Raw genomic sequence first — 23,852 nt, forward strand, 5'->3', positions numbered from 1 at the left:
TAGAGTTGGCAGATAGGAAGATTCATCTTCTAATCAAATTCAAGTTTTTGCTTATCAATCTCTCTATTTTTAGAGGGATTTTTTCTTTATACTGGTATCAGAAAGAAAGGGAGGTAGTGAAATGATTCAAACCAGTTTGTTTTCCATTTCAGTATTCTTAGCGGGAGTTCTATCCTTTTTCTCCCCATGTATTTTGCCACTGATGCCAGTCTATGTAGGGATTCTATTGGATTCTGAACGTGTGAAAACTGTTCGGATTTTTGGAAGAGATATTTCTTGGTATGGCTTGGTGAAAACTCTTTGTTTTATCGCAGGTCTATCAACTGTTTTCCTGATTCTAGGATACGGTGCAGGGGCTCTTGGCCAGGTGCTTTATGCTCCATGGTTTCGCTATCTGCTAGGAGGGATTGTGATCTTATTGGGAATCCATCAGATGGGCCTCATCAATCTTCAGCAACTCCAAAAACAAAAGAGTATCCAACTGAAGAAGGATGAAAAACGCAATGAATTCTTCAATGCTTTTCTGATAGGGGTCACCTTCAGTTTTGGTTGGACCCCTTGTGTCGGACCAGTTTTGAGTTCTGTTCTAGCCATTGCAGCTTCTGGAGGAGATGGTGCATTGCAAGGCGCTCTCCTGATGCTGGTATATACATTAGGCTTGGCTCTGCCTTTCTTGCTTTTGGCCTTGGCTTCTAGCTGGGTTCTACAACATTTTGCTAAACTCAAGCCCCATATGGGAACCTTGAAAAAAATTGGTGGTGCCCTCATCATCTTGATGGGCATCTTGCTGATGCTAGGAAATCTTAATAGCCTCGCATCTTTGTTTCACTAATCTTAAGGGATTAAAGGAGAAAAATCATGAAAAAAATTCTTGCACTTTCTATTGCTACACTTAGCATCGTCACTTTAGCAGCTTGTTCTGGACAGAAATCAGATTCAGACATGAAAAAAACGGACGATAGTAGTATGATGAAGAAGGACGATATGAAGAAGGATGACATGAAGGATTCATCCATGTCCGATGATAAAATGAAAAAAGAAGACATGAAAGATTCATCTATGATGTCTGACAGCAGTTCTGAAATGAAGGACGATATGAAAAAGGATGAGATGAAATCCAGCGATTCAGAAATGAAAGACGAAAAGAGTGGATCATCTGATATGAAATCAGACAAGGAATGAAAGAAGGGAGAGGTCATCTGAGGATGACTTTCTCCTTGTTTAAAGAGGTAATAATGATGAAGAAATTAGCTTTAGTAGCTGCAGGAATCTTGTGTACGGGACTTTTGGGGGCTTGCTCGAGTCAAGGAATGGCTACTTCCAATAAGGACATGAGCCAACAAACAGCCAAAGCTGGGGCTAGGCAACCATCTGGCAAGAAAGTGAAGGAGTTTAACCTGCAAGGAGTAGACGGTAAGACCTACCGCTTATCCGATTACAAGGGAAAGAAAGTTTACCTCAAATTTTGGGCTTCCTGGTGCTCAATCTGTCTTTCAACATTAGGCGACACAAATGATTTAGCAAAGGCAGAGGAGGGTAAGGATTATGTGGTCTTATCCGTTGTAGCTCCAACCTTTAATGGTGAAAAATCGGAAGCAGATTTCAAAAACTGGTACCAGTCTTTGGATTACAAGGATTTCACGGTCTTGCTAGATAGTAAAGGGGAACTGCTCAAAGAATATGGGATTCGTTCTTATCCATCGGCACTCTTTATTGCAAGCGATGGAACTCTCGCTAAGACCCATATCGGTTATATGAGCAAGGAAGACATCGTCCAGACTCTAAAAGAAATGAAGTAAGGAGGACATAAAATGGAAACAAAATGGAAACTCATTTCCATTCTTTTAGTGGGGCTATTTTGTTTTGGAATCTTTTTCCTTGTCAAAGGATCCATGGCCTTGGATACATCAGATGCGACGACTGAGCAGATCAAAAAAGCGTCCATGAGTCAGACTCCAGTAGCCAAAAAGGAAACAAAGGAAACGGTTGATCCAAAGGATCAGCGTGAAATTTATTTGGCTGGTGGTTGCTTCTGGGGCGTAGAGGAATATTTCTCCCGTGTTCCAGGTGTGATTGATGCCGTATCAGGATATGCCAATGGAAAGGGAGAAACGACCAAGTATGAATTAGTCCCTCAAACAGGGCATGCCGAAACAGTTCACATCACCTACAATGTCAAGAAGGTATCTCTGAAAGAATTGCTCCTGCATTATTTCCGGATTATCGACCCAACGTCGAAGAATCGACAAGGAAATGATCAAGGAACACAATACCGAACAGGTGTCTATTATGTCTCTCAAGAAGACCTTCCAACTATTAACCAAGTCTTTGAAGAAGAAGCAAAAAAATACGACAAACCGTTAGCAGTGGAAAAAGAGCCACTGACCAATTTCATCAAGGCTGAGGACTACCACCAGGATTATCTAAAGAAACATCCGAATGGGTATTGCCATATCGATGTCAATCAGGCTTCTTATCCTGTTATTGATGCTAGTCGCTACTCCAAGCCAAGCGATGAGGAGATCAAAAAGAAGTTATCTCCTGAGGAGTATGCGGTGACACAAAAAAATGATACCGAACGGGCCTTTTCCAATCGTTACTGGGATCAGTTTGATGCAGGTATTTATGTAGATGTCGTGACCGGTGAGCCCCTCTTTTCCTCTAAGGATAAATTTGATTCTGGTTGTGGTTGGCCAAGTTTCAGTCGGCCTATTAGTCCTGATGTGGCCATCTATAAGGAGGATAAGAGTTTCAATATGACTCGGACAGAAGTTCGGAGCCGTGTAGGAAATTCTCATCTGGGCCATGTTTTTACCGATGGTCCTAAGGAAAAAGGTGGCCTTCGCTATTGCATCAATAGTTTGTCTATTACCTTCATTCCCAAAGCAGAAATGAAAGAAAAGGGCTACGGTTATTTATTGGACTATGTCTGAGACAATTCGATCTATAGTTTGCTATAATAAGCATAGCAAAGACAAGTAGGTGAAAGACATGTATGCGATCATGATTGTGGAAGATGAAGAGCTTATCCGGCAGGGTCTGACTTCCTTAGTAGATTATGAACAGTTTGGAATGATCGTCATCAACCAGGCAGAAAATGGCCGTGAGGCCTGGGAGAAGTTTCAAGATCAACCAGCCGATATCCTTCTAACTGATATCAATATGCCACAAATGAACGGCTTGGATCTGGCCCATCTCGTCAAAGAGAAGTCTCCGTCTTGTCATATCATTTTTTTGACAGGTTATGATGACTTTGAGTTTGCGAGAAAAGCCATCAAGTTAGGTGCAGATGATTATTTGCTGAAGCCTTTTTCAAAAGATGATATTGAAGAGATGTTAGCAAAGGTGAAGGGAAAACTCGATCAAGAGCGAAAAAAGGCGCAAGTCGAAGATTTGGTCAGTCATGGTTATTCGACAGACTTGGAAGAAGCTATTCATGCTCGTTTAGCAGACTCTCAGTTAACTCTAAAGGATCTGGCCTATCAACTTGGTTTCAGTGCCTCTTATCTAAGTGTATTGATCAAGAAAAAATTGGGACTCCCCTTCCAAGACTACCTCATCCAGGAGCGAATGAAGAAGGCTCAACTCTTGCTTCTCACGACGGATTTAAAGATTTATGAGATCGCCGATCAGGTTGGTTTTGAAGATATGAACTATTTTTCTCAACGCTTTAAGCAGGTTGTTGGGGTGACACCAAGGCAGTACAAAAAAGGAGAGCATGAATGAAACGATATCCCTTGCTGATTCAGCTGGTCCTCTATTTTTTTCTCTTCATTCTCCTACTTTTTGGTCTTATTGGTAGCCTTTACTATCAAACGAGTTCAGGGACGATCCGCCAGCTAACGGAGCGGACGACAAGAAATAGTATCGATCAAAGCAGTCAGTTTATCACCTCCTATCTAAAAAAATTAAAGCAGACCACAACGGTTCTTAGCAAGGAACAGGCTGTTCGCCAATTTGCCCAAGACAAGAGTGCGAATCAAGAAACGGTTCAACACCTGATGCGAACGATGATTGAAACGGATCCGGACTTGGTCTCAGCAGTCCTGGTGACTAAGGACGGACGTCTGGTAGCGACAGATACCAAAATCAGCATGCAGACTTCTTCAGATATGATGAATGAAAGTTGGTATCAAGAGGCGATTAAGGAAAGAGCCATGCCAGTTTTGACGCCAGCTCGAAAGGAATCCTTGACTTCGGAAAAAGAAAAATGGGTGGTTTCTATTACCCAAGAAGTGGTCGATCAGACTGGCCAAAATCTCGGAGTAGTACGCTTGGATATTGGCTACGATAGCCTTCAGGCTTACTTGGATCACCTGCAACTAGGGAAACAAGGCTTTAGTTTTATCATTAATCAAAAGCATGAGTTTGTCTACCATCCCAAAAAAGCGGTTTATTCTTCCAGTCAAGAAATGCAGGCCATGCAGCCCTATATTGCTGTGAAAGATGGTTATGGCAAAGGAGGGGAGAATTTTATCTATCAGGTTCCGATTCCAGATAGCGATTGGACCTTGATTGGAGTGGCTTCCCTTGAAGGACTTCAGATGCTTCAGTCGCAGCTCCTATACTCTTTCATTGGTCTAGGATTACTAGCTTTGATCATGTGTTTGATAGGGATCGGCTTTGTTCTGCGTTTGTGGATCAAACCCTTACGAGACCTTCAGACTATCATTTTGAGGATTGGAGCAGGAGATGCTCACGTGAGAGCTGCAGCCAAAGGATCTCCAGAATTGGTGGACCTCGCTCAAACTTTTAATGCCATGTTGGACCAAATCGATCACCTTATGCAACAGGTTAAGGAAGAGGAGCAGAACGCACGGCGGTACGAGCTGCGGGCACTTTCGGCTCAGATTAATCCGCATTTCCTCTACAATACTTTGGATACGATTGTTTGGATGGCGGAGTTTAATGATAGTCGGCGCGTGGTCGACATCACAAAGTCTCTGGCTCAATATTTTCGACTGGCTCTCAACCAAGGCCAGGAGCAAATCCTACTGAGAGATGAAATCGACCATGTCCGCCAGTATCTTTTCATTCAGAAGCAACGTTATGGGGAAAAGCTCAACTATGAAATTCTAGAAGATGAACGGTTGAGCGACTATCAGCTTCCCAAATTAGTGCTTCAACCCTTAGTGGAAAATGCGATTTACCATGGTATTAAAGAGATCGATCGGCCAGGTCTCATTCGAGTGACGACTGAAGTCAGTGGAGACTACGCCTGCGTATCGATTTTTGACAATGGACAAGGCTTTGACCGATCAGGATCAACAGACCAAACCCTTCTTCGTTTAGGAGGTGTTGGCTTGAAAAATGTGGACCAACGATTGCATCTTCAATTTGGCGAAGCCTATCATATGGAGATTGATTCTAAGGCCAATAGCTATACGAAAATCACTCTTTATTTGCCCCGTTCATCCGGCAATGAATATTCATAGAGGCTGGGACAAAAGTCCTAGCCTCTCAATTATTTTTGGATTGTCGATCAAGGCGCAGTGGTTGAGTAGGCTCTACTACGCTGATTTCATCAGCTTTTACATCCCTACTCAACTGTGAGGAGGTGGGACGACGAAATCGAATTCTAACGAATTACCGATTTCTGTCCCACTCTCTTTTTGCTCTCAAAGGAATTTCAACTCTTTTCTAGTCAAATCTGACGCAAGTCATCAAATTTATGATAGAATAAAGTGTTACAGTAAATAGATTTTGATGAAGGAACACTATGCGAAAAGAGATTGACCCTGAATTATATAATTACAATAAATTTCCTGGACCTGTGTTTCGTCAGGTAGGAGACCAGATCCTTTCAGAAAACCTCTCTTTTGAGTTGTTAAAAAATGAGAAGGAAGCATTTGATGCGACCGTTTTTGGTCAGCGATTTTCTGAGATTTTAACCAAGTTTGATTACATTGTTGGTGATTGGAGCAATGAGCAGTTGCGCTTGCGTGGCTTCTATAAGGAAGAGCGCGATGTTGCAACGATGGATAAACTAAGTCGCTTAGACGATTATTTGTTAGAATATTGTAGCTATGGTTGTGCTTATTTTGTCCTTGAAAATAAGGAACCTCATCGTGCTTCCTTTGATAAGAAATCACCGGTCAAAAAAGCTCAATCAGAAGAAAGAGAGCCTAAGAAGCGTTCGCGCAATCGCAAACAAAAAGATCGTTTCCAAAAACGAGAGCGCGACAAGGGACAACCAGCCAAAAACTCGAAAAAAACAAGACCGTCTGCTGAAAATAAAAAAACAACGAAGACAGACAACAAACGTCATTTTGTGATTCGACAAAAAGAGGAGTAAGAAAGAATGAAACCATCCATTTATAGTTTAACACGCCAAGATATGATTGATTGGGCGGAAGAAAACGGTGAGAAGAAATTCCGTGCAGCACAAATCTGGGAATGGCTCTATCGCAAACGCGTCCAGTCTTTCGAAGAAATGACCAACCTTTCTAAGGACTTGATTGCGAAGTTAAATGATCAATTTGTCGTCAACCCACTCAAGCAACGAATCGTGCAAGAGTCAGCAGATGGAACGGTCAAGTATCTTTTTGAATTGCCAGACGGCATGTTGATTGAAACCGTCTTGATGCGTCAGCACTATGGTTTATCTGTCTGTGTAACGACTCAAGTAGGATGCAATATCGGTTGTACCTTCTGTGCTTCTGGTTTGATCAAAAAACAACGCGATTTGAACAATGGGGAAATCGTGTCTCAAATCATGTTGGTCCAAAAATACTTTGACGAACGTGGCCAAGATGAACGGGTCAGCCATATCGTTGTCATGGGGATCGGAGAACCATTTGACAACTATAACAATGTCTTGAAATTTATCCGGACGGTCAACGATGACAAGGGATTAGCGATTGGTGCTCGTCATATTACCGTGTCTACTTCTGGTTTGGCTCATAAAATTCGTGATTTTGCAAATGAAGGTGTGCAGGTCAATTTGGCAGTGTCTCTTCATGCACCAAACAATGACTTGCGCTCTAGCATTATGAAGATCAACCGAGCTTTCCCAATTGAAAAATTGTTTGCAGCGATTGAATACTATATTGAGACTACGAACCGTCGGGTGACCTTTGAGTATATCATGCTCAATGAAGTCAATGATGGGGTCGAGCAAGCCTTAGAATTGGCAGAATTGCTTAAGAATATCAAGAAATTGTCTTATGTTAACTTGATTCCTTACAATCCTGTCAGTGAGCATGACCAATATAGCCGGAGTCCAAAAGAACGGGTCATGGCCTTCTATGATACCTTGAAAAAACAAGGTGTTAACTGTGTAGTGCGTCAAGAGCACGGTACAGATATTGATGCAGCCTGTGGCCAATTGCGTTCAAATACCATGAAACGGGATCGGGAGAAAGCGATTGTTGAACATGCGCAACCTTAAACAAGGGCTGATCGATCATACAGAACTAACAAAAAGAGGAAGAAGGCTGTTACGGAGTGGCAGCTTCTTCTATTTTATCCTTTTGTGTCTGATGTGTTTTTTGCCCCAACAGCCAGAGCCAGGTATGGAAACACCGGGTATTCAACATTTCGGTCGTATCGTCGTCCTGCTGGTTCCTCTTAATTCGGTGATGAACCTTGGTCAGATCACCAGTGTCCTCCAACTCATTAAGGTCATTCTCCAAAACATAGCCAATATCTTTTTGTTAAGCCCGCTGGTCTTTCAACTTCTCTGGCTATGGCCCTGGTTGAGGAGTCGAAAACGGGTCTTGTGCTTCGGCTTTGCCATGAGCTTGTGGATTGAATGCAGCCAAGTTCTGTTAGATCTCTTGTTTGATGCCAATCGTGTCTTTGAGCTAGATGATTTGTGGACCAATACCTTAGGAGCTTACCTAGCCTATCTGGGCTTTCAGTATTGCAGAGCACGATTGCTAGCAAAAAATGGGGAAATGTAAAATCCGAACATTTTAGTGTCTTTTTGAAATTTTTGTTGACAAAATCAGAAGCGGGAGCTATAATAGCTTCAAGACATCAGAAAAGTAGAGATTTTTCTCACTTCCAGGGAGCTTGTGGTGATTGCGAACAAGCAGTGGTGAATCTTGAAATGGGCTGATGCGTTTATGATAATGAATTTGAAACAATAAAAATTCGGTGAGCACACCTTATCGTGCACCCTGTTGTTAGACAGGTCAGAGATGTAGGAGAAAGAATATCTTCCTACAATTGAGGTGGCACCGCGGTATCGAATCGTCCTCACACAGATTTTTCTGTGTGAGGTTTTTTGTATCTCAAAGGAACCCAGTGAGACTGCAGCTCAAAGGGCCTGCGAGAGAAAAAGATCATAAACAGGATTGAAGATATAGAAAAGAGGACACAATCATGACAGAAACAAAAGGCTATTTCGGACAATTTGGTGGATCTTTCGTACCAGAACCGATTCAAAACTTGCTCAATCAATTAGAGGAAACCTTTGAACAGTATAAAAATGATCCAGAATTTATCTCAGAATACAAACATTATTTGAAAGATTATTCTGGTCGGGAAACACCGCTCTACTTTGCGGAAAGTTTGACAGAGCATTTAGGTGGGGCAAAAATTTATTTGAAGCGCGAAGACTTGAATCACCTAGGTTCGCATAAATTGAATAACGTTTTGGGGCAAATCCTCTTGGCTAAACGCATGGGCAAAACGCGCGTGATTGCTGAAACAGGAGCCGGTCAACACGGTGTAGCTACAGCAGCTGCGGCAGCTAAGTTCGGTATGGCCTGTGATGTCTACATGGGGGCAGAAGACGTGGAACGCCAACGCTTGAATGTCTTCCGCATGGAAATGATGGGGGCAACCGTTCATGCGGTTGAAACCGGGACTAAGACCTTGAAAGACGCTGTTGATGCTGCCTTTGGAGCATGGATGGCGGATCTGGATGCCTTTTACGTTTTGGGTTCTGCTGTTGGCCCTCACCCTTACCCAACCATTGTGCATGAATTCCAAAAAGTGATCAGTGAAGAATCTAAACGTCAAATCTTGGAAAAAGAAGGTCGTTTGCCAGACTATGTGATTGCCTGTGTCGGTGGTGGCTCTAATGCCATCGGTGCCTTTTCTGAATATGTCGCAGAAGAGGAAGTCGGCTTGATTGGGGTAGAAGCAGCTGGTCATGGCTTGGATACCGATCAGCACGCAGCGACTATGACCAAAGGGACTATCGGTGTGGTTGATGGGATGAAGACCTATGCAGTCTTTGGCGAAGATGGAAAAGTAGCGCCAGTTTACTCGATCTCTGCTGGTTTGGACTACCCAGGGGTTGGCCCAGAGCATGCTTTCTTTAAAGATTCTGGTCGTGTCGAATATGTAGCAGCGACAGATGATGAAGCAGTAGAAGCCCTTCTTCTTCTCAGTAAGACAGAAGGGATCCTCCCAGCCATTGAAAGCTCACACGCGATTGCAGAAGCGGTTAAACGTGCTCCACAATTGGATAAAGACAAGATCATCATCATCAATGTTTCCGGACGTGGGGACAAGGACGTAGCTGCCATCGCTGATTATCTAGAAGCGAAGGCTACAAAATAAGCAATCTTATCTGCAAAACATTGTATAAAGCAGTAAAGCGTGATAACTGAGAAAGAGACAGGGAACAAAGGGAATCCGGTCTCTTTCTTTTTTGAGAGCAAAGACGAGAATGCCTAAGATGGATGCGATCTGAATGAGAATGAGGATCTGGGTAGAAGAAAAGCTTAGCGAAAAGGTGGCGAGTAAGAGAAAATCTCCTGCTCCCATTCCGATAAAGAAAAAATGAGCTCCGATCGCAAGGAGTAAAAAGACCAGCATGAGGAGATTACTACCGGATAAAAAGAGGACCAAGGCGTGTATACAGCACCAGATGACCAAGGGGTATTCCATAAAGCGAAGGTCATAGATGGCTAAAACGGCTGCTCCCAGTAGTGTTAGAAGGTGAGGCAGAGAAAGAAAACCATTGGCACAGGCCAAAAAGAGCAGGCCACTCCAGACCTCAAAAAGGCAGTACCAAAATGGGTAGGTCTGATGACAATAGTGGCAGCGAAAACGATGGAGTAGTTGCGAGATAATGGGGATGAGATCCCAAACGCCAAGGACGTGCTGGCAGTGATCACAATGACTGCGAGGAGCGAGAATAGATTGGTTTGGGAAACGGTCTACAACGAGCCCCAAAAAAGAGGCGATACAAGTACCGATGGTAAAAAAATAAAAGTTGATCATACTTATTTATTCGTAAAGCAATCGGAAAATTTCATCATTTGCTTGAAAATCTTGTAAAGCCTTTCTAAATTTGATACAATAATGAACATGAAAAACCTGTATGATGTTCAACAATTTTTAAAACGTTTTGGAATCATCATTTACGTAGGGAAGCGCCTCTATGACATCGAATTGATGAAAATTGAGCTTCAACGTCTTTATGATGCAGGCCTGATGGAGCGGCTCGATTATTTAGAAGCCGATACCGTTTTAAGAAGAGAACACAAGCAAGAATTAGAATTTTTGAAAAAGAGTGAGGTAGAGTAATGGGAAATATCATTGTTTGGTTGGCTATTTTAGGAGTATTTGGATGGATGGCATTTAATTATTTCCGCATCCGTAAAGCTGCTAAATTTGTGGACAATGCTACTTTTGAAGAGCTGATTCGTCAAGGGCAGTTGATTGACTTGCGAGAGCCAGCTGAGTTTCATGCCAAGCATATTTTAGGAGCTCGTAACATTCCTTCTACTCAGTTGAAGTTGAGTCTTGCAGCCTTGCGCAAAGACAAACCAATTTTGCTCTATGAAAATAGCCGTAGTTCGCGTGTAACCAATGCGGCTCTCTATCTTAAGAAACAGGGCTATACAGACATTTATGTCTTGTCTTATGGTCTTGATTCTTGGAATGGGAAAGTGAAAAAAGACGCCTAATAAAAAGAGCTCTAACTGCACAATGTGTGTGGTTAGAGCTTTTTATCTCGTTTTTTCAAGGAAATCTTTGACCCATGTGAGCTCTACCTCATTTAAAGGTCGGCTTTCGCCAGGTGCTAACTGAGGATCCAAGGTGAAGGGACCAAAAGACAAGCGTTTTAAGGATATTACTTTGACCCCAATGGCTAAAAACATCTTTTTCACTTGGTGGTATTTTCCTTCCGAGATTCGGACCTGGGCCTTGCTGTAGCTGGGGGTACTTTCTAGAATGGTCAAGGAGGCAGGCTTACAGATAGGACCGTCTGTGAATGAAATCCCATTCTGAAATTGCTCGATGTGGGCTGTATAGAGCGGACCATTGACTTCTACCTCATAGACCTTTTCCACATGGTATTGAGGATGGAGCAGTTGAAAGCCTAAGGGACCATTATCTGTGAGGAGGAGCAGACCACTGGTATCGCGATCGAGGCGACCAAGTGGATAGAGGTCGAGGTACTCTTGCTGGGGGTCTACTAGCTCGATCACCGTTAGATGGTGGGCGTCTCTTTTGGCGGTCACGGCTCCAATTGGTTTATGGAGCATGTAGTAGTGGTGACGCGGTTCTTGAATGATTCGTTCTCCGATTTGAATCTGTTGGAGTCCAGGGTCGATGTTTTGGGATAGCTTTTGAGCTGGTAGGTGATCGACCAAGATTTGCCTTCGGGCCAAAAGTTGTTTGATGTCTTTACGAGCGTACTGATGGTCTGCCATCAATTGATCTAATCTCATGGGAGCCTCTTTTTCTGAAAGTCTAATAATCAGTGTATCATGAAAAGAAAAGGAAATCGAGTCGGAGAAAAGAAATAAAGATGAAAACATTTACAACTAGCTGAACTGTGTTTTTTAGATAGGACTGTGGTATAATTGTTCAGTTAGAAATATTATTTAAATTTTATAGAGGAAATCATGACAAAATTAAGAGAAGATATTCGTAACGTTGCGATCATTGCCCACGTTGACCATGGTAAAACAACCTTGGTAGACGAATTGTTGAAACAATCGCACACCTTGGATGAACGTAAAGAATTGCAAGAACGTGCAATGGACTCAAACGATCTTGAAAAAGAACGTGGGATCACGATTCTTGCTAAAAATACAGCCGTTGCTTATAACGGAACTCGAATCAATATCATGGACACACCGGGACACGCGGACTTCGGTGGAGAAGTGGAACGGATCATGAAAATGGTTGACGGAGTTGTATTGGTCGTTGATGCCTACGAAGGAACCATGCCTCAGACGCGTTTCGTATTGAAAAAAGCCTTGGAACAAGATCTTGTTCCGATCGTTGTAGTCAACAAAATCGATAAACCATCTGCTCGTCCAGAAGAAGTTGTAGACGAAGTTCTTGAACTCTTCATCGAATTGGGTGCGGATGATGACCAATTGGAATTCCCGGTTGTTTATGCATCAGCGATTAACGGAACATCTTCACTTTCAGACGATCCAGCTGATCAAGAGCACACAATGGCACCGATCTTTGATACTATCATTGATCACATCCCAGCTCCAGTTGATAACTCAGATGAGCCTCTTCAATTCCAAGTATCCCTGCTTGATTACAACGACTTCGTTGGACGTATCGGTATCGGACGTGTCTTCCGTGGTACTGTAAAAGTTGGGGACCAAGTAACCCTTTCTAAATTGGATGGAACGACTAAGAACTTCCGTGTTACCAAACTCTTTGGTTTCTTTGGTTTAGAACGTCGTGAGATTCAAGAAGCTAAAGCGGGTGACTTGATTGCTATCTCTGGTATGGAAGATATCTTCGTTGGAGAAACCATCACACCGACAGACGCAGTTGAAGCTCTTCCAATCCTTCACATCGATGAACCGACGCTTCAAATGACCTTCTTGGTTAACAACTCACCATTTGCTGGTCGCGAAGGAAAATGGGTAACCTCTCGTAAAGTTGAAGAACGCTTGCAAGCGGAATTGCAAACAGACGTCTCTCTTCGTGTTGACCCAACTGATTCACCTGATAAATGGACCGTTTCAGGACGTGGGGAATTGCACTTGTCTATCTTGATCGAAACCATGCGTCGTGAAGGATACGAATTGCAAGTATCTCGTCCAGAAGTTATCATCAAAGAAATTGATGGTGTCAAATGCGAACCGTTTGAACGCGTGCAAATTGATACACCAGAAGAATACCAAGGATCTGTTATCCAAAGTCTTTCTGAACGTAAAGGTGAAATGTTGGATATGATCTCAACTGGTAACGGTCAAACTCGTTTGGTCTTCCTTGTTCCAGCGCGTGGTTTGATTGGATACTCAACAGAGTTCTTGTCAATGACACGTGGTTACGGAATCATGAACCACACCTTTGACCAATACTTGCCAGTGATTCCAGGAGAAATCGGTGGACGTCACCGTGGTGCTCTTGTTTCAATCGATAACGGAAAAGCAACCACTTACTCTATCATGTCTATCGAAGAACGTGGTACGATCTTTGTCAATCCAGGTACAGAAGTTTACGAAGGAATGATCATCGGGGAAAACTCTCGTGAGAACGACTTGACCGTAAACATTACGAAAGCAAAACAAATGACCAACGTTCGTTCAGCTACTAAGGACCAAACAGCGGTTATCAAGACTCCTCGTATCTTGACCTTGGAAGAATCTCTTGAGTTCTTGAACGACGATGAGTACATGGAAGTAACACCTGAATCTATCCGTTTGCGTAAACAAATCTTGAACAAAGCAGAACGCGAAAAAGCAAATAAAAAGAAAAAATCAGCAGCTGCTGAATAATACGGAAAGAAAGGAGAAGCAAAATGGTCTATTTTATCTTAGGGATTTTGATTCTCCTTTTTTACCTTTTTATGACCCCAAAAAGTATTCGTGGTACCTTAAACAGTGTCACAATGGTGGTCTTGATCGTCTCCATTATCGTACTGACTTGTCTCGCTATTTTTCAGATATTCCAACTACCGTCTGAGTTTTTTGTCGGTGCCTTTCTCGCCTTTGTTGGCTACCTGGCTTTGGTGGATATTTCCAAAATGACGACCAAACAGAAAAAATAAACGCTGACGTGATTTTTAAAGCCCTTTGGGCTTTTTAATTTTGCTAAAAAAAGGTAAAATAGAGAGTGATAAAAATGGAGCGAAGAAATCATGAAATTTGTGAAACAATTTGAAAATAAAAAGGTTCTTGTATTAGGTTTGGCTAAGTCAGGCGAGTCAGCTGCCCGTTTGTTGGATCGCTTAGGAGCGATTGTGACCGTCAATGATGGCAAACCTTTTGAAGAAAATCCAGCAGCACAAAGTTTACTGGAAGAAGGGATTAAAGTTGTGACAGGAGGTCACCCTCTGGAACTGTTGGATGAAGACTTTGCCGTCATGGTCAAAAATCCAGGAATCCCTTATACGAATCCGATGGTCGAAAAAGCGCTTGAAAAGGGCATTCCCGTCCTCACTGAAGTGGAATTGGCCTATCTGATTTCGGATGCGCCAATTATTGGGATTACAGGATCAAACGGAAAAACGACGACGACAACCATGATCGGGGAAGTCTTGACGGCTGCCGGCCAAGGTGGTTTATTGTCTGGGAATATCGGTTTTCCAGCTAGTCAAGTTGCGCAAACAGCAACAGAAAAGGATGTTCTGGTCATGGAATTGTCTTCTTTCCAATTGATGGGAATTGAAGCCTTCCATCCAGAGATTGCAGTGATTACCAACCTCATGCCGACCCATATCGACTATCATGGTTCTTTTGAAAATTATGTAGCTGCCAAATGGAATCTTCAAAAGAATATGACAGAAAAAGATGTCATTGTCTTGAACTTCAACCAAGACCTGGCCAAGGAACTGGCGACAAAAACCAAGGCAAGTGTCCTTCCGTTTTCAACGGTCGAAAAAGTGGATGGGGCTTATTTGGAAGATGGACTTCTCAAGTTTAAGGGAGAAGTTGTTATGCGTGCAGATGAACTGGGCGTTCCAGGTAGTCACAATGTAGAAAATGCCTTGGCAACGATTGCAGTTGCAAAAGTCCGTGGTGTGGAGAATGAGGTCATTAAAGAAACCTTGTCAGCCTTTGGAGGTGTCAAACACCGTCTTCAATATGTGGATGAGATTCAAGGTGTCAAATTCTACAATGATAGCAAATCGACTAATATTCTAGCAACACAAAAAGCTCTTTCTGGTTTTGATAACAGCAAGGTGATCTTGATTGCAGGGGGGCTCGATCGTGGCAATGAATTTGATGAATTGGTGCCTCACATTACTGGTTTAAAGGAAATGGTGATTCTAGGGGAATCAGCTCCTCGAGTGAAACGCGCAGCAGATAAAGCTGGCGTCTCTTATGTTGATGCGGCAGATGTAGCGGATGCTACAAAGAAAGCCTTCGACTTGGCTAGCCCCGGAGATGTTGTGCTACTAAGTCCTGCTAATGCCAGCTGGGATATGTATCCGAATTTTGAAGTGCGTGGGGATGAATTCCTTGCTACAGTAAAAGGGTTGAAATAAGATGAAAAAAATAATGTTTACTGGTGGGGGAACCGTGGGACATGTGACCCTTAATCTCCTCTTGATTCCAAAATTTATCGAAGATGGATGGGAAGTTCATTATATTGGGGACAAAAAAGGAATCGAATACCAAGAGATCAAAAAGTCTGGCCTAGACGTACGCTTCCATTCAATTGCAACGGGGAAATTGCGCCGTTATTTCTCTTTCCAAAATATGATGGATGTGTTCAAGGTGGCTTGGGGAACGCTCCAGTCCATTGCAATCCTGCTTCGTGTGCGCCCACAAGTTCTCTTCTCAAAAGGGGGATTTGTCTCTGTGCCGCCGGTGATCGCAGCTAGACTCACGCGTGTCCCTGTCTATATCCATGAGTCGGATCTCTCGATGGGATTGGCCAATAAAATTGCTTATAAATTCGCTACCAAGATGTACACGACTTTTGAGCAAGCTCATGGTTTAACAAAGAGTGCGCATATCGGTGCGGTAACCAAGGTCACAGATCATATTCCGACAACTTCTGAAGAATTAGAAGAAAAAACACAAGGATTTCAAAAAGACTTGCCGACCCTTCTCTTTGTCGGAGGATCAGCCGGTGCGCGTGTCTTTAATGAATTTGTGACAGAGCATCAAGCAGAGCTCTTGCAGCACTACAATATCATCAATTTGACGGGTGATTCAACATTGAATCAGGCTGAGGGTGGCTTGTATCGAGTGGATTATGTAACCGATCAGTATTTACCCATGCTCCAGAAGGCTGATTTAGTGGTGACTAGAGGTGGAGCCAATACCTTATTTGAGCTCTTAGCTATGAACAAACTCCATTTGATTGTACCGCTAGGAAAAGAAGCCAGCCGTGGCGATCAGATTGAAAATGCCCAATATTTTGTGGATAAAGGTTATGCAGAGCAATTGCAGGAAGATCAATTGACGCTCGAAACCTTTAATGAAACCATTCAAGAAATGTTGAAGCAAAGCCAAGTCTACCACCAAGCAATGGAAAAATCGACAGAACTCCTTTCACTAGACGATTTTTATGGCCTGCTTCAAAAAGATATCAGTAAGGGAAAAGATGACGGACGACAATAAAAAAACGCCAACGGATGACAAAATTACAGAATTGTCAGCCTGGCAAAAAAGAAACAAAGAATATTTAGAAAAAAAAGCGCTTGAAAAAGCGGAAGAAGCTGAAACAGAGGAAACTGAAAGCGAAGAAGCAAAAGCAGACGAAGACCTTTCAGAAAAAGAAACAGCTTCCGTCTCAGAGGAAGAATCTGAAGAAGAAATAGAAGAGTCTGAAGAGGAAAATGAATCTGAGGTCGAAGAGGATCCAGAAGCAGATGGAGAAAGTTCAGAAGGAGAAAAGGATGATCCAGCTATAGAGGAGCTAGATCCTTCAGAGAAGCAAGAGAAAAAGCCTTCATTTTTTAAAGGCTTAAAGACGAAAAAACCAAAGAAGGAACCGACAGTGGCAAAATGCCATATCTATCGTGCCCTTCCGGTTATCGGAATCAGCTCTATTGTCGCCCTTCTCTCAATCTACTTTTTAAGCCCCTTGTCCACACAGAAAGTGATTGAATTTTCAGGGAATAAAGCGGTTGATCAGCAACTTTTGTATGAAAAAAGTCGCATCAAAGAAGAAGATTATACTCTGACGACCTTCCTTCATAAATCGGTCTATGAACAAAATATGAAAACGGCTAGTCCATGGATCAAAGAGGTTCACATGCATTATCAATTCCCGGTGACCTTTAAAGTCAATATCGTGGAACACAAAGTGGTTGCCTATTATGTGACCGGAGAAGACCACTATCCAGTATTGGAAAATGGAGAAGTCGTTGAGACAGTAACTCCAGCTTCGGAATTGCCGTCCTCCTATATTAGCTTAAAATTCTCAGATCGAGAATTGGTTAGACAATTTGTCCAAGAAATGAAATCCATTTCTTCTTCCATTACGGATAAAATTGTTTCGGTTGATCTGACACCGAGCAAGGTCACCAAGGATCTGGTGACCATCACCATGAAAAACGATAATAAAATCTTGGTGCCTGTTTCCCAAATTACCCGCAAGCTTCCTTATTATAAAGCCATTAGTAAGCAATTAGATGATGATTCGACTATCGATATGGAGGCTGGAGTTTTCAGCTATAGTGAACAATCCATCGCAGATGCCAAAGAGCAAGCTGAAAAAGAAAAGGCTGAAAGTACAGAAAAGCAAGAAGAACATTCTGAGGAAGCAAGCCAAGAACAGAATCAAGAACAGAATCCAGAAGGAGAAAATTCTTCTGGGAATGAGTAAAGCCCATAAATTATCTCAAATAATTGAAGAAAAAATGTCCATTTTAGGCTTCTTTGTGATATAATGAAGTTTGGATAGTTCCAACTAAAAGGGCTATAAATAGATGTAAAGTGAAAACAAATAAAGAGAGAGGACTGGTGTAATGGCTAGAGACGGCTTTTTTACAGGTTTAGATATCGGTACTAGTTCAATAAAAGTATTGGTGGCAGAACATGTCAATGGAGAAATGAATGTAATTGGAGTCAGCAATGCAAAAAGTGCTGGCGTCAAAGATGGAATTATAGTAGATATCGAAGCTGCTTCAAATGCAATTAAAACTGCAATCAGCCAAGCTGAAGAAAAAGCAGGGATTTCAATCAATCTAGTCAATGTTGGGTTGCCTGCAAACTTACTACAAATCGAAGCAACTCAAGGAATGATTCCAGTCACAAGTGATTCGAAAGAAATCACAGATGCAGATGTTGAGAATGTTGTCAAATCTGCACTCACAAAAAGTATGACACCGGATCGTGAAGTAATCACCTTCATTCCTGAGGAATTCACAGTTGATGGTTTCCAAGGAATCCGCGATCCACGTGGAATGATGGGGATCCGACTTGAAATGCGTGGCCTTCTTTATACAGGACCTCGTACAATCTTGCACAATTTGCGTAAAACAGTCGAACGTGCAGGCTTACAAGTTGAAAACATCATCATTTCACCGCTTGCGATGATCAAAACAGTCTTGAATGAAGGCGAACGTGAATTCGGAGCAACGGTGATCGATATGGGTGGTGGCCAAACAACGGTGGCATCTGTTCGTAGCCAAGAACTTCAATTTACAAATATCTACCAAGAAGGTGGCGATTATGTTACCAAAGATATTTCTAAAGTATTGAAAACTTCTCAAAAATTGGCAGAAGGCTTGAAGTTCAACTATGGTGAAGCCTATGTGCCATCTGCTGGAAACGAAGTCTTCCATGTAGAAGTCATCGGTGAAGTAGAGCCAGTTGAAGTGACTGAGAAGTACTTAGCTGAAATCATTTCAGCACGTATCAAACACATCTTTGAGCAAATCAAACAAGACCTTGAGAGAAGACATCTGTTGGATCTTCCTGGTGGTATTGTGATTATCGGTGGAGGAGCGATCCTTCCTGGTGTTGAAGAATTGGCTCAAGAAGTCTTTGGTGTAAATGTGAAATTGTTTGTTCCAAATCAAATTGGAATTCGCAATCCAGCTTTTGCCCATGTAATTAGCTTGTCTGAATATGCAGGCAATTTGACAGATGTGGATATTATTGCTCAAGCTGCGGTTCATGGAGACGAAGTCTTGCGTCAACAACCGATTCAATTTGATCGTCCAGTGCAACCACAAGTACAACCACAACCTGCTGCTCCAGCACAACCGGTAGTACCTGCATACAATGCTGAGAAGATTGAATCTCCAGTGGATACTCAAGAAATTCCAGCAGCAAGCAATGATAGCAAACAAGAACCAAAAACTACATTCACAGACCGAATGAAAAATTTGATCGGTAATATGTTTGATTAAGGAGTGTAAGTATTTATGACATTTTCATTTGACACAGCAGCGGCACAAGGTGCAGTAATTAAAGTAATCGGTGTCGGTGGCGGTGGCGGTAACGCCATCAATCGTATGATTGACGAAGGCGTTGCCGGTGTAGAATTCATCGCAGCTAATACAGATGTTCAAGCACTTTCAAGTGCAAAAGCTGAAACAGTTATCCAATTGGGTCCAAAATTGACTCGTGGATTGGGTGCTGGAGGTCAACCTGAAGTTGGTCGTAAGGCAGCTGAAGAAAGCGAAGAAGTGTTAACAGAAGCTTTGCAAGGTGCAGACATGGTCTTCATCACTGCAGGGATGGGTGGAGGATCTGGTACAGGTGCTGCACCAGTCATCGCTCGTATTGCAAAAGCAGTAGGTGCTTTGACAGTAGCCGTTGTCACTCGTCCATTCGGGTTTGAAGGTTCAAAACGTGGCAACTTCGCTATTGAAGGGATCAACGAACTTCGCGAACATGTAGATACCTTGTTGATTATTTCTAATAACAACTTGCTTGAAATTGTAGACAAGAAGACACCACTTCTTGAAGCTTTGAGTGAAGCAGATAACGTTCTTCGTCAAGGTGTTCAAGGGATCACTGACTTGATCACAAGTCCTGGATTGATCAACCTTGACTTTGCAGACGTGAAGACTGTTATGGAAAACAAAGGAAATGCCCTCATGGGTATTGGTGTTGGTAGCGGTGAAGAACGCGTTATCGAAGCGGCTCGTAAAGCCATTTACTCTCCACTTCTTGAAACTACAATTGATGGTGCAGAAGACGTGATCGTCAACGTAACAGGTGGTTTGGATATGACATTGATCGAAGCTGAAGAAGCTTCAGAAATTGTGAACCAAGCTGCAGGTCACGGAGTGAACATCTGGTTGGGTACATCTATTGATGAATCTCTTAAAGATGAAATCCGCGTGACGGTTGTTGCAACTGGTGTCCGTCAAGACAAGGTAGAACGCGTTAGCGGAATTGCTTCCTCACAACGTCCTTATAAAACAGGACCACGTGAACAACGCCCACAAGCTGCACCATTTGACCGTGAATTTGATTTGAAACAAGATGTTGAATTGCCAACAACTCCAAGTCGTCCAGCGGTAGAACCAAACCGTGGCTCAGCCTTTGGTGATTGGGATATTCGTCGTGAGAATATCGTTCGCCAAACTGAACCAACATCAACACATCAAGTTGATCGTTACGTAGATTCATCTTCAGATGATGATGAATTGGAAACACCACCATTCTTCCGGAATCGTTAATCATGAATCTGGTAGAGAATGCTGATCTTGTTCGGCAACAAGTAGAAACAGCAAGAAACAAAGCTAACCGTCAAGATCAAGTTAATGTGATAGCTGTTACCAAGTATGTGGATGTTGCCACAACAGAAGCACTGGTGAAAACAGGTATCCAACATATCGGTGAAAATCGTGTCGATAAATTCCTAGAAAAGTATCAAGCTCTAAAAGAGTATGACCTCACTTGGCACTTGATTGGGAGCCTCCAACGGCGGAAAGTAAAAGACGTGATTAATCTCGTCGATTACTTTCATGCCTTGGATTCGGTGAAGCTGGCTCAAGAAATTCAAAAGCGAGCAGAACACCCGATCAAGTGTTTCCTCCAAGTGAACATTTCTGGTGAAGAAAGTAAGCATGGATTTGCACCCGATGAACTGGATGATGTTTTAGCGGAAATCGCACAGCTGGACAAAATTGAAATTGTTGGTTTAATGACGATGGCTCCTTTTGAGGCTAGTCAAGAAGAGTTGCAGGATATTTTTTCAAAAACTCACCAACTTCAGAAACAACTAGAAAAGAAACAATTAAAAAATATGCCTTTTTCAGAACTAAGTATGGGTATGAGTCGTGACTTTGAAGTAGCCATTGCGAACGGAGCGACTTATGTAAGAATTGGGACATCATTTTTTAAATAGGAAAGAACTATGTCATTAAAAGATAAATTTAACAACTTTATTGACTACTTCACAGAAGACGGTGAAGAAGTAGAAGTTCGCGAGGCAAAAGCAGCTGGGGCGGAAACACAACCAGTTCCACAGCCACAGCCGACTCCTCAAGTGACTTCTCCACGTCCACAGATTAGTCAAAGAGAACCAGTAAAACCAAAACCGACTCCTGTCGCACCTGTTACGACTCCAGTGTCTACAGCGGCAGTGAAGGAACCTGTTTCAACAACGAAAAATACATCTGAAAATATTACTCGCCTGCATGAACGTCAACGTGAATTGGCTGCTAATCGTGCGAATACAGATGAAAAGATTACCATTGATGTACGCTATCCCCGCAAATACGAGGAAGCGACTGAAATTGTTGATCTATTACTATCTAATGAGAGTATCTTGATTGACTTCCAATATATGACTGAAGTACAAGCACGTCGTTGTTTAGATTATTTGGATGGGGCTCGTTATGTTTTAGCAGGAAATCTTCGTCGTGTTGCAAGTACCATGTACTTGTTGACTCCAATTAATGTAGTCGTTAACATTGAAGATATCCGCCTTCCAAATGATGTGGAAGTGACAGAATTTGACTATGATATGAAACGTAATCGTTAAGATGGTTATCTTTCAATACTTATCAAATATCATTCAAATCTATTCCATCATTCTTGTCATCTATGCCTTACTATCTTGGTTCCCTGGGGCACCTCAGAGTACTCTTGGACAAATGGTTCACCGCCTAGTTGAACCATTTTTGAGCCTTTTTTAGAAAGTTACCATTACAGTTTTGGGGCTTGGATTTTACGGTTCTTGTAGCACTTTTGGTCTTGAACTTGATGAATCAGTTATTAGCCCGCTTGTTCCTATTTTTGATTGGATAGAATACGATGGGACAGACAGAGATTTATCAACATTTCAATCGCGAAGATCACGAATTCATTGATCGCTGTATTGAATTGTCTGAAAGAGTGGTGGAACGCTATTCTGTTGAGGTGACGGGTTTTTTAAACCCTCATCAGGTCACTATTTTACGAAATGTCGCGGCAAGCTACCAATTACAGGTCTTTGCTTCCAGTGATGAGCAGAAAATGGAGTATGCCAAGGTTATTGTTGCTCCGGATTATTACCAATTGGATCCAAGTGACTTTGATCTGGCCTTATTGGAAATGGTCTATGCTTCAAAATTTCATCACTTGACCCATTCTCAGGTACTGGGGACCATTGTTCACCAATTAGGTGTGGAGCGCAAGTCCTTTGGAGATATTCTGACGAGTGATGGAAAGATCCAAGTATTTGTTGAACAGCGTTTTGTTCACTATTTCATGGATCACATCCAGAAAATTTCTCGGGTACCTGTTAAGCTGAGGGAAGTTCCTCTCTCTGAACAAATGATCGTAGAGGAAGAAAGCCAGCAGCGAGATATTCTCGTGTCGAGTTATCGGTTAGATAAGGTGATTGCTGGGACCTTCAAGCTTTCGCGCTCACAAGCTAGTCAGTTGATTAGTTCTGGTCTAGTGAAAGTTAACTATGCGACTACTTCCAATGTTAGCTATGCTGTAGGTCTGAATGATTTAGTCAGTGTCCGACGCTTTGGGCGTCTTAAAATTGTTTCTGAAAATGGTATTTCAAAGAGTGGAAAATATAAAGTAACTGTTGAAGTACTCTTAAGTAAAAAATGAGGAGGAGTTATGGCTCTTACTGCTTTAGAAATTAAAGATAAAACTTTTGGCGTTAAATTTAGAGGATATGATGCGAACGAAGTAGAAGAATTTCTAGATATCGTTGTTCGCGATTATGAAGATCTTGTTCGTTTAAATCATGATCAAGAAGCAAAAATTCATGCTCTTGAAGAACGCTTAAACTATTTTGATGAAATGAAAGATTCATTGAGTCAGTCTGTTTTGATTGCACAAGATACTGCTGAACGTGTAAAACAAGCAGCTAACGAACGTTCTGAAAATATTGTTCGTCAAGCTGAACAAGATGCACAACATTTAGTAGATGAAGCAAAACAAAAAGCAAATGAAATCCTTCGTCATGCAACGGATAACGCCAAGAAGGTTGCCGTTGAAACAGAGGAGTTGAAGAACAAGACACGCGTCTTCCATCAACGTTTGAAATCAACCATCGAAAGCCAATTGAGCATTATCGATACGCCTGAATGGGATGAAATTCTTCGCCCAACAGCTATGTATATTCAAACAAGTGATGAAGCTTTCCGTGAAATTGTTGAGAAAGCTTTGGGTGAATCTGTTCACCATCATCATGCAGAAGATGATAACATTGATTTGACTCGTCAATTCTCTCCAGCTGAAATCGAAGAATTGCAAAAACGCATCGAAGCTGCTAATTTAGAATTGGGTGCAACACAAGCGTTTGAAGGTTTGAATGAAAAAGTTCAATCCGCTTTAGAAGAAGCAGAGCACGCTCGTCATGAAAATGAAGAAGTTGTTGAGGTTGAAGAAACTATTCAACCTGAAGATGATGCAAATCGTGAATCTGTCAATATTTTATAATTTTGTAAAAACAGGTCCATTAATGATAGGTCTAGCGAGCAGATGATGGTGGAAGATCTGCACTCCCTCTTAATGGATGATCCTTTTACAGTATTCGTTCTGAACCATTGAGTAAGAACGGACGTTTCCCTCGTTACGGGATGAGAGGAGAAAGTCGTT

The 23,852-nt window shown here is 42.2% G+C and carries 25 protein-coding genes, 1 pseudogene and 1 other annotated feature; of the genes and pseudogenes, 24 read left to right on the forward strand and 2 right to left on the reverse strand.

Translation table 11 applies throughout. The annotated features are described in order from the left end of the window. Positions 1–121 precede the first annotated feature (121 nt). The 10 genes from ccdA2 to trpB all read left to right on the forward strand — a co-directional run bounded on the left by ccdA2 (position 122) and on the right by trpB (position 9,516). Positions 122–832 (forward strand): thiol-disulfide oxidoreductase-associated membrane protein CcdA2, encoded by a 711-nt coding sequence (ccdA2, locus tag QM870_RS01700; RefSeq protein ID WP_134974443.1) that lies wholly within the window; start codon positions 122–124, stop codon positions 830–832. A gap of 26 nt (positions 833–858) precedes the next feature. Continuing rightward, positions 859–1,182: a hypothetical protein gene (locus tag QM870_RS01705; RefSeq protein ID WP_004219828.1), complete on the forward strand. Its 324-nt coding sequence runs from the start codon at positions 859–861 to the stop codon at positions 1,180–1,182. 56 nt (positions 1,183–1,238) lie between these two features. Continuing rightward, positions 1,239–1,799 (forward strand): TlpA family protein disulfide reductase, encoded by a 561-nt coding sequence (locus tag QM870_RS01710; protein ID WP_414368555.1) that lies wholly within the window; start codon positions 1,239–1,241, stop codon positions 1,797–1,799. A gap of 12 nt (positions 1,800–1,811) precedes the next feature. After that, complete coding sequence (gene msrB / locus QM870_RS01715; RefSeq protein WP_287311491.1) at positions 1,812–2,933, forward strand: peptide-methionine (R)-S-oxide reductase MsrB; 1,122 nt, start codon at positions 1,812–1,814, stop codon at positions 2,931–2,933. A gap of 58 nt (positions 2,934–2,991) precedes the next feature. Continuing rightward, positions 2,992–3,726, forward strand: coding sequence for a response regulator transcription factor (locus QM870_RS01720; protein WP_414368557.1), 735 nt, complete (start codon positions 2,992–2,994; stop codon positions 3,724–3,726). Next, entirely contained in the window at positions 3,723–5,435 is a 1,713-nt protein-coding gene (locus tag QM870_RS01725; protein WP_414368325.1) for a cache domain-containing sensor histidine kinase, read from the forward strand. The genes QM870_RS01720 and QM870_RS01725 overlap by 4 nt, the downstream gene beginning before the upstream one ends. Positions 5,436–5,719: 284 nt before the next feature. Continuing rightward, a complete protein-coding gene (locus tag QM870_RS01730; protein WP_414368328.1) occupies positions 5,720–6,295 on the forward strand; it encodes a YutD family protein in 576 nt (191 codons plus the stop codon). Between the two features lie 6 nt (positions 6,296–6,301). Next, on the forward strand, positions 6,302–7,390 hold the full coding sequence (gene rlmN / locus QM870_RS01735; RefSeq protein ID WP_003005918.1) for a dual-specificity RNA methyltransferase RlmN: 1,089 nt from the start codon (positions 6,302–6,304) through the stop codon (positions 7,388–7,390). Continuing rightward, entirely contained in the window at positions 7,377–7,904 is a 528-nt protein-coding gene (locus QM870_RS01740; protein ID WP_045759157.1) for a VanZ family protein, read from the forward strand. Before rlmN ends, QM870_RS01740 begins: the two co-directional genes overlap by 14 nt. A 67-nt stretch (positions 7,905–7,971) precedes the next feature. Further along, positions 7,972–8,207: a binding site (T-box leader), on the forward strand. A 121-nt stretch (positions 8,208–8,328) separates the two neighbouring features. After that, a complete protein-coding gene (gene trpB / locus QM870_RS01745) occupies positions 8,329–9,516 on the forward strand; it encodes a tryptophan synthase subunit beta (RefSeq protein WP_414368330.1) in 1,188 nt (395 codons plus the stop codon). A 6-nt stretch (positions 9,517–9,522) separates the two neighbouring features. Here trpB and QM870_RS01750 read toward each other — a convergent pair whose 3' ends face one another. After that, positions 9,523–10,182, reverse strand: coding sequence for a prepilin peptidase (locus tag QM870_RS01750; RefSeq protein WP_414368332.1), 660 nt, complete (start codon positions 10,180–10,182; stop codon positions 9,523–9,525). A gap of 87 nt (positions 10,183–10,269) precedes the next feature. Between QM870_RS01750 and QM870_RS01755 the strand changes: the two genes are divergently transcribed. Together QM870_RS01755 and QM870_RS01760 are read left to right on the forward strand one after the other, a co-directional pair. Further along, the gene (locus QM870_RS01755) at positions 10,270–10,488 is read left to right on the forward strand and encodes a YqgQ family protein (protein ID WP_003017930.1); all 219 of its coding nucleotides are present in this window, start codon (positions 10,270–10,272) and stop codon (positions 10,486–10,488) included. Beyond that, complete coding sequence (locus QM870_RS01760; RefSeq protein ID WP_070666476.1) at positions 10,488–10,871, forward strand: rhodanese-like domain-containing protein; 384 nt, start codon at positions 10,488–10,490, stop codon at positions 10,869–10,871. Before QM870_RS01755 ends, QM870_RS01760 begins: the two co-directional genes overlap by 1 nt. Positions 10,872–10,913: 42 nt before the next feature. Here QM870_RS01760 and QM870_RS01765 read toward each other — a convergent pair whose 3' ends face one another. After that, positions 10,914–11,639, reverse strand: a complete 726-nt coding sequence (locus QM870_RS01765; RefSeq protein WP_414368335.1) for a 16S rRNA pseudouridine(516) synthase — start codon at positions 11,637–11,639, stop codon at positions 10,914–10,916. Positions 11,640–11,816: 177 nt separating this feature from the next. Here QM870_RS01765 and typA point away from each other — a divergent pair, with 177 nt between their 5' ends. The 12 genes and pseudogenes from typA to QM870_RS01825 all read left to right on the forward strand — a co-directional run bounded on the left by typA (position 11,817) and on the right by QM870_RS01825 (position 23,693). Beyond that, positions 11,817–13,664, forward strand: coding sequence for a translational GTPase TypA (typA, locus tag QM870_RS01770; RefSeq protein WP_003017941.1), 1,848 nt, complete (start codon positions 11,817–11,819; stop codon positions 13,662–13,664). Positions 13,665–13,687: 23 nt separating this feature from the next. Then, on the forward strand, positions 13,688–13,936 hold the full coding sequence (locus QM870_RS01775) for a DUF3165 family protein (RefSeq protein ID WP_004219693.1): 249 nt from the start codon (positions 13,688–13,690) through the stop codon (positions 13,934–13,936). A gap of 90 nt (positions 13,937–14,026) precedes the next feature. Next, positions 14,027–15,376, forward strand: a complete 1,350-nt coding sequence (gene murD, locus QM870_RS01780; protein ID WP_070450316.1) for a UDP-N-acetylmuramoyl-L-alanine--D-glutamate ligase — start codon at positions 14,027–14,029, stop codon at positions 15,374–15,376. 1 nt (position 15,377) lies between these two features. Continuing rightward, positions 15,378–16,460 carry a UDP-N-acetylglucosamine--N-acetylmuramyl-(pentapeptide) pyrophosphoryl-undecaprenol N-acetylglucosamine transferase gene (locus tag QM870_RS01785; RefSeq protein WP_070450319.1) on the forward strand — a complete coding sequence of 361 codons (1,083 nt, stop codon included), beginning with the start codon at positions 15,378–15,380 and terminating at the stop codon, positions 16,458–16,460. Beyond that, entirely contained in the window at positions 16,444–17,670 is a 1,227-nt protein-coding gene (locus QM870_RS01790) for a cell division protein FtsQ/DivIB (RefSeq protein WP_070450322.1), read from the forward strand. The genes QM870_RS01785 and QM870_RS01790 overlap by 17 nt, the downstream gene beginning before the upstream one ends. Positions 17,671–17,812: 142 nt before the next feature. Then, positions 17,813–19,201: a cell division protein FtsA gene (gene ftsA, locus QM870_RS01795; protein ID WP_070450325.1), complete on the forward strand. Its 1,389-nt coding sequence runs from the start codon at positions 17,813–17,815 to the stop codon at positions 19,199–19,201. Between the two features lie 15 nt (positions 19,202–19,216). Continuing rightward, on the forward strand, positions 19,217–20,482 hold the full coding sequence (gene ftsZ, locus QM870_RS01800) for a cell division protein FtsZ (protein WP_003005955.1): 1,266 nt from the start codon (positions 19,217–19,219) through the stop codon (positions 20,480–20,482). A gap of 2 nt (positions 20,483–20,484) precedes the next feature. Further along, complete coding sequence (locus tag QM870_RS01805; RefSeq protein WP_003011742.1) at positions 20,485–21,153, forward strand: YggS family pyridoxal phosphate-dependent enzyme; 669 nt, start codon at positions 20,485–20,487, stop codon at positions 21,151–21,153. A 9-nt stretch (positions 21,154–21,162) separates the two neighbouring features. Further along, complete coding sequence (locus QM870_RS01810; protein WP_003005962.1) at positions 21,163–21,792, forward strand: cell division protein SepF; 630 nt, start codon at positions 21,163–21,165, stop codon at positions 21,790–21,792. A gap of 1 nt (position 21,793) precedes the next feature. Further along, positions 21,794–22,058: pseudogene (locus QM870_RS01815) on the forward strand (YggT family protein). A gap of 6 nt (positions 22,059–22,064) precedes the next feature. After that, positions 22,065–22,856 (forward strand): YlmH family RNA-binding protein, encoded by a 792-nt coding sequence (locus tag QM870_RS01820; RefSeq protein ID WP_129824405.1) that lies wholly within the window; start codon positions 22,065–22,067, stop codon positions 22,854–22,856. 9 nt (positions 22,857–22,865) lie between these two features. Beyond that, positions 22,866–23,693: a DivIVA domain-containing protein gene (locus QM870_RS01825; RefSeq protein WP_414368340.1), complete on the forward strand. Its 828-nt coding sequence runs from the start codon at positions 22,866–22,868 to the stop codon at positions 23,691–23,693. Positions 23,694–23,852: the final 159 nt, after the last annotated feature.

This window comes from Streptococcus parasanguinis (genome assembly GCF_047463195.1).
GTDB classification, from domain to species: domain Bacteria; phylum Bacillota; class Bacilli; order Lactobacillales; family Streptococcaceae; genus Streptococcus; species Streptococcus parasanguinis_R.

Coding starts and splice junctions, on each gene's coding strand:
- ccdA2 (WP_134974443.1), top strand. CDS start 122: ATGATTCAAACCAGTTTGTTTTCCATTTCAGTATTCTTAGCGGGAGTT.
- QM870_RS01705 (WP_004219828.1), top strand. CDS start 859: ATGAAAAAAATTCTTGCACTTTCTATTGCTACACTTAGCATCGTCACT.
- QM870_RS01710 (WP_414368555.1), top strand. CDS start 1,239: ATGAAGAAATTAGCTTTAGTAGCTGCAGGAATCTTGTGTACGGGACTT.
- msrB (WP_287311491.1), top strand. CDS start 1,812: ATGGAAACAAAATGGAAACTCATTTCCATTCTTTTAGTGGGGCTATTT.
- QM870_RS01720 (WP_414368557.1), top strand. CDS start 2,992: ATGTATGCGATCATGATTGTGGAAGATGAAGAGCTTATCCGGCAGGGT.
- QM870_RS01725 (WP_414368325.1), top strand. CDS start 3,723: ATGAAACGATATCCCTTGCTGATTCAGCTGGTCCTCTATTTTTTTCTC.
- QM870_RS01730 (WP_414368328.1), top strand. CDS start 5,720: ATGCGAAAAGAGATTGACCCTGAATTATATAATTACAATAAATTTCCT.
- rlmN (WP_003005918.1), top strand. CDS start 6,302: ATGAAACCATCCATTTATAGTTTAACACGCCAAGATATGATTGATTGG.
- QM870_RS01740 (WP_045759157.1), top strand. CDS start 7,377: ATGCGCAACCTTAAACAAGGGCTGATCGATCATACAGAACTAACAAAA.
- trpB (WP_414368330.1), top strand. CDS start 8,329: ATGACAGAAACAAAAGGCTATTTCGGACAATTTGGTGGATCTTTCGTA.
- QM870_RS01750 (WP_414368332.1), bottom strand. CDS start 10,182: ATGATCAACTTTTATTTTTTTACCATCGGTACTTGTATCGCCTCTTTT.
- QM870_RS01755 (WP_003017930.1), top strand. CDS start 10,270: ATGAAAAACCTGTATGATGTTCAACAATTTTTAAAACGTTTTGGAATC.
- QM870_RS01760 (WP_070666476.1), top strand. CDS start 10,488: ATGGGAAATATCATTGTTTGGTTGGCTATTTTAGGAGTATTTGGATGG.
- QM870_RS01765 (WP_414368335.1), bottom strand. CDS start 11,639: ATGAGATTAGATCAATTGATGGCAGACCATCAGTACGCTCGTAAAGAC.
- typA (WP_003017941.1), top strand. CDS start 11,817: ATGACAAAATTAAGAGAAGATATTCGTAACGTTGCGATCATTGCCCAC.
- QM870_RS01775 (WP_004219693.1), top strand. CDS start 13,688: ATGGTCTATTTTATCTTAGGGATTTTGATTCTCCTTTTTTACCTTTTT.
- murD (WP_070450316.1), top strand. CDS start 14,027: ATGAAATTTGTGAAACAATTTGAAAATAAAAAGGTTCTTGTATTAGGT.
- QM870_RS01785 (WP_070450319.1), top strand. CDS start 15,378: ATGAAAAAAATAATGTTTACTGGTGGGGGAACCGTGGGACATGTGACC.
- QM870_RS01790 (WP_070450322.1), top strand. CDS start 16,444: ATGACGGACGACAATAAAAAAACGCCAACGGATGACAAAATTACAGAA.
- ftsA (WP_070450325.1), top strand. CDS start 17,813: ATGGCTAGAGACGGCTTTTTTACAGGTTTAGATATCGGTACTAGTTCA.
- ftsZ (WP_003005955.1), top strand. CDS start 19,217: ATGACATTTTCATTTGACACAGCAGCGGCACAAGGTGCAGTAATTAAA.
- QM870_RS01805 (WP_003011742.1), top strand. CDS start 20,485: ATGAATCTGGTAGAGAATGCTGATCTTGTTCGGCAACAAGTAGAAACA.
- QM870_RS01810 (WP_003005962.1), top strand. CDS start 21,163: ATGTCATTAAAAGATAAATTTAACAACTTTATTGACTACTTCACAGAA.
- QM870_RS01820 (WP_129824405.1), top strand. CDS start 22,065: ATGGGACAGACAGAGATTTATCAACATTTCAATCGCGAAGATCACGAA.
- QM870_RS01825 (WP_414368340.1), top strand. CDS start 22,866: ATGGCTCTTACTGCTTTAGAAATTAAAGATAAAACTTTTGGCGTTAAA.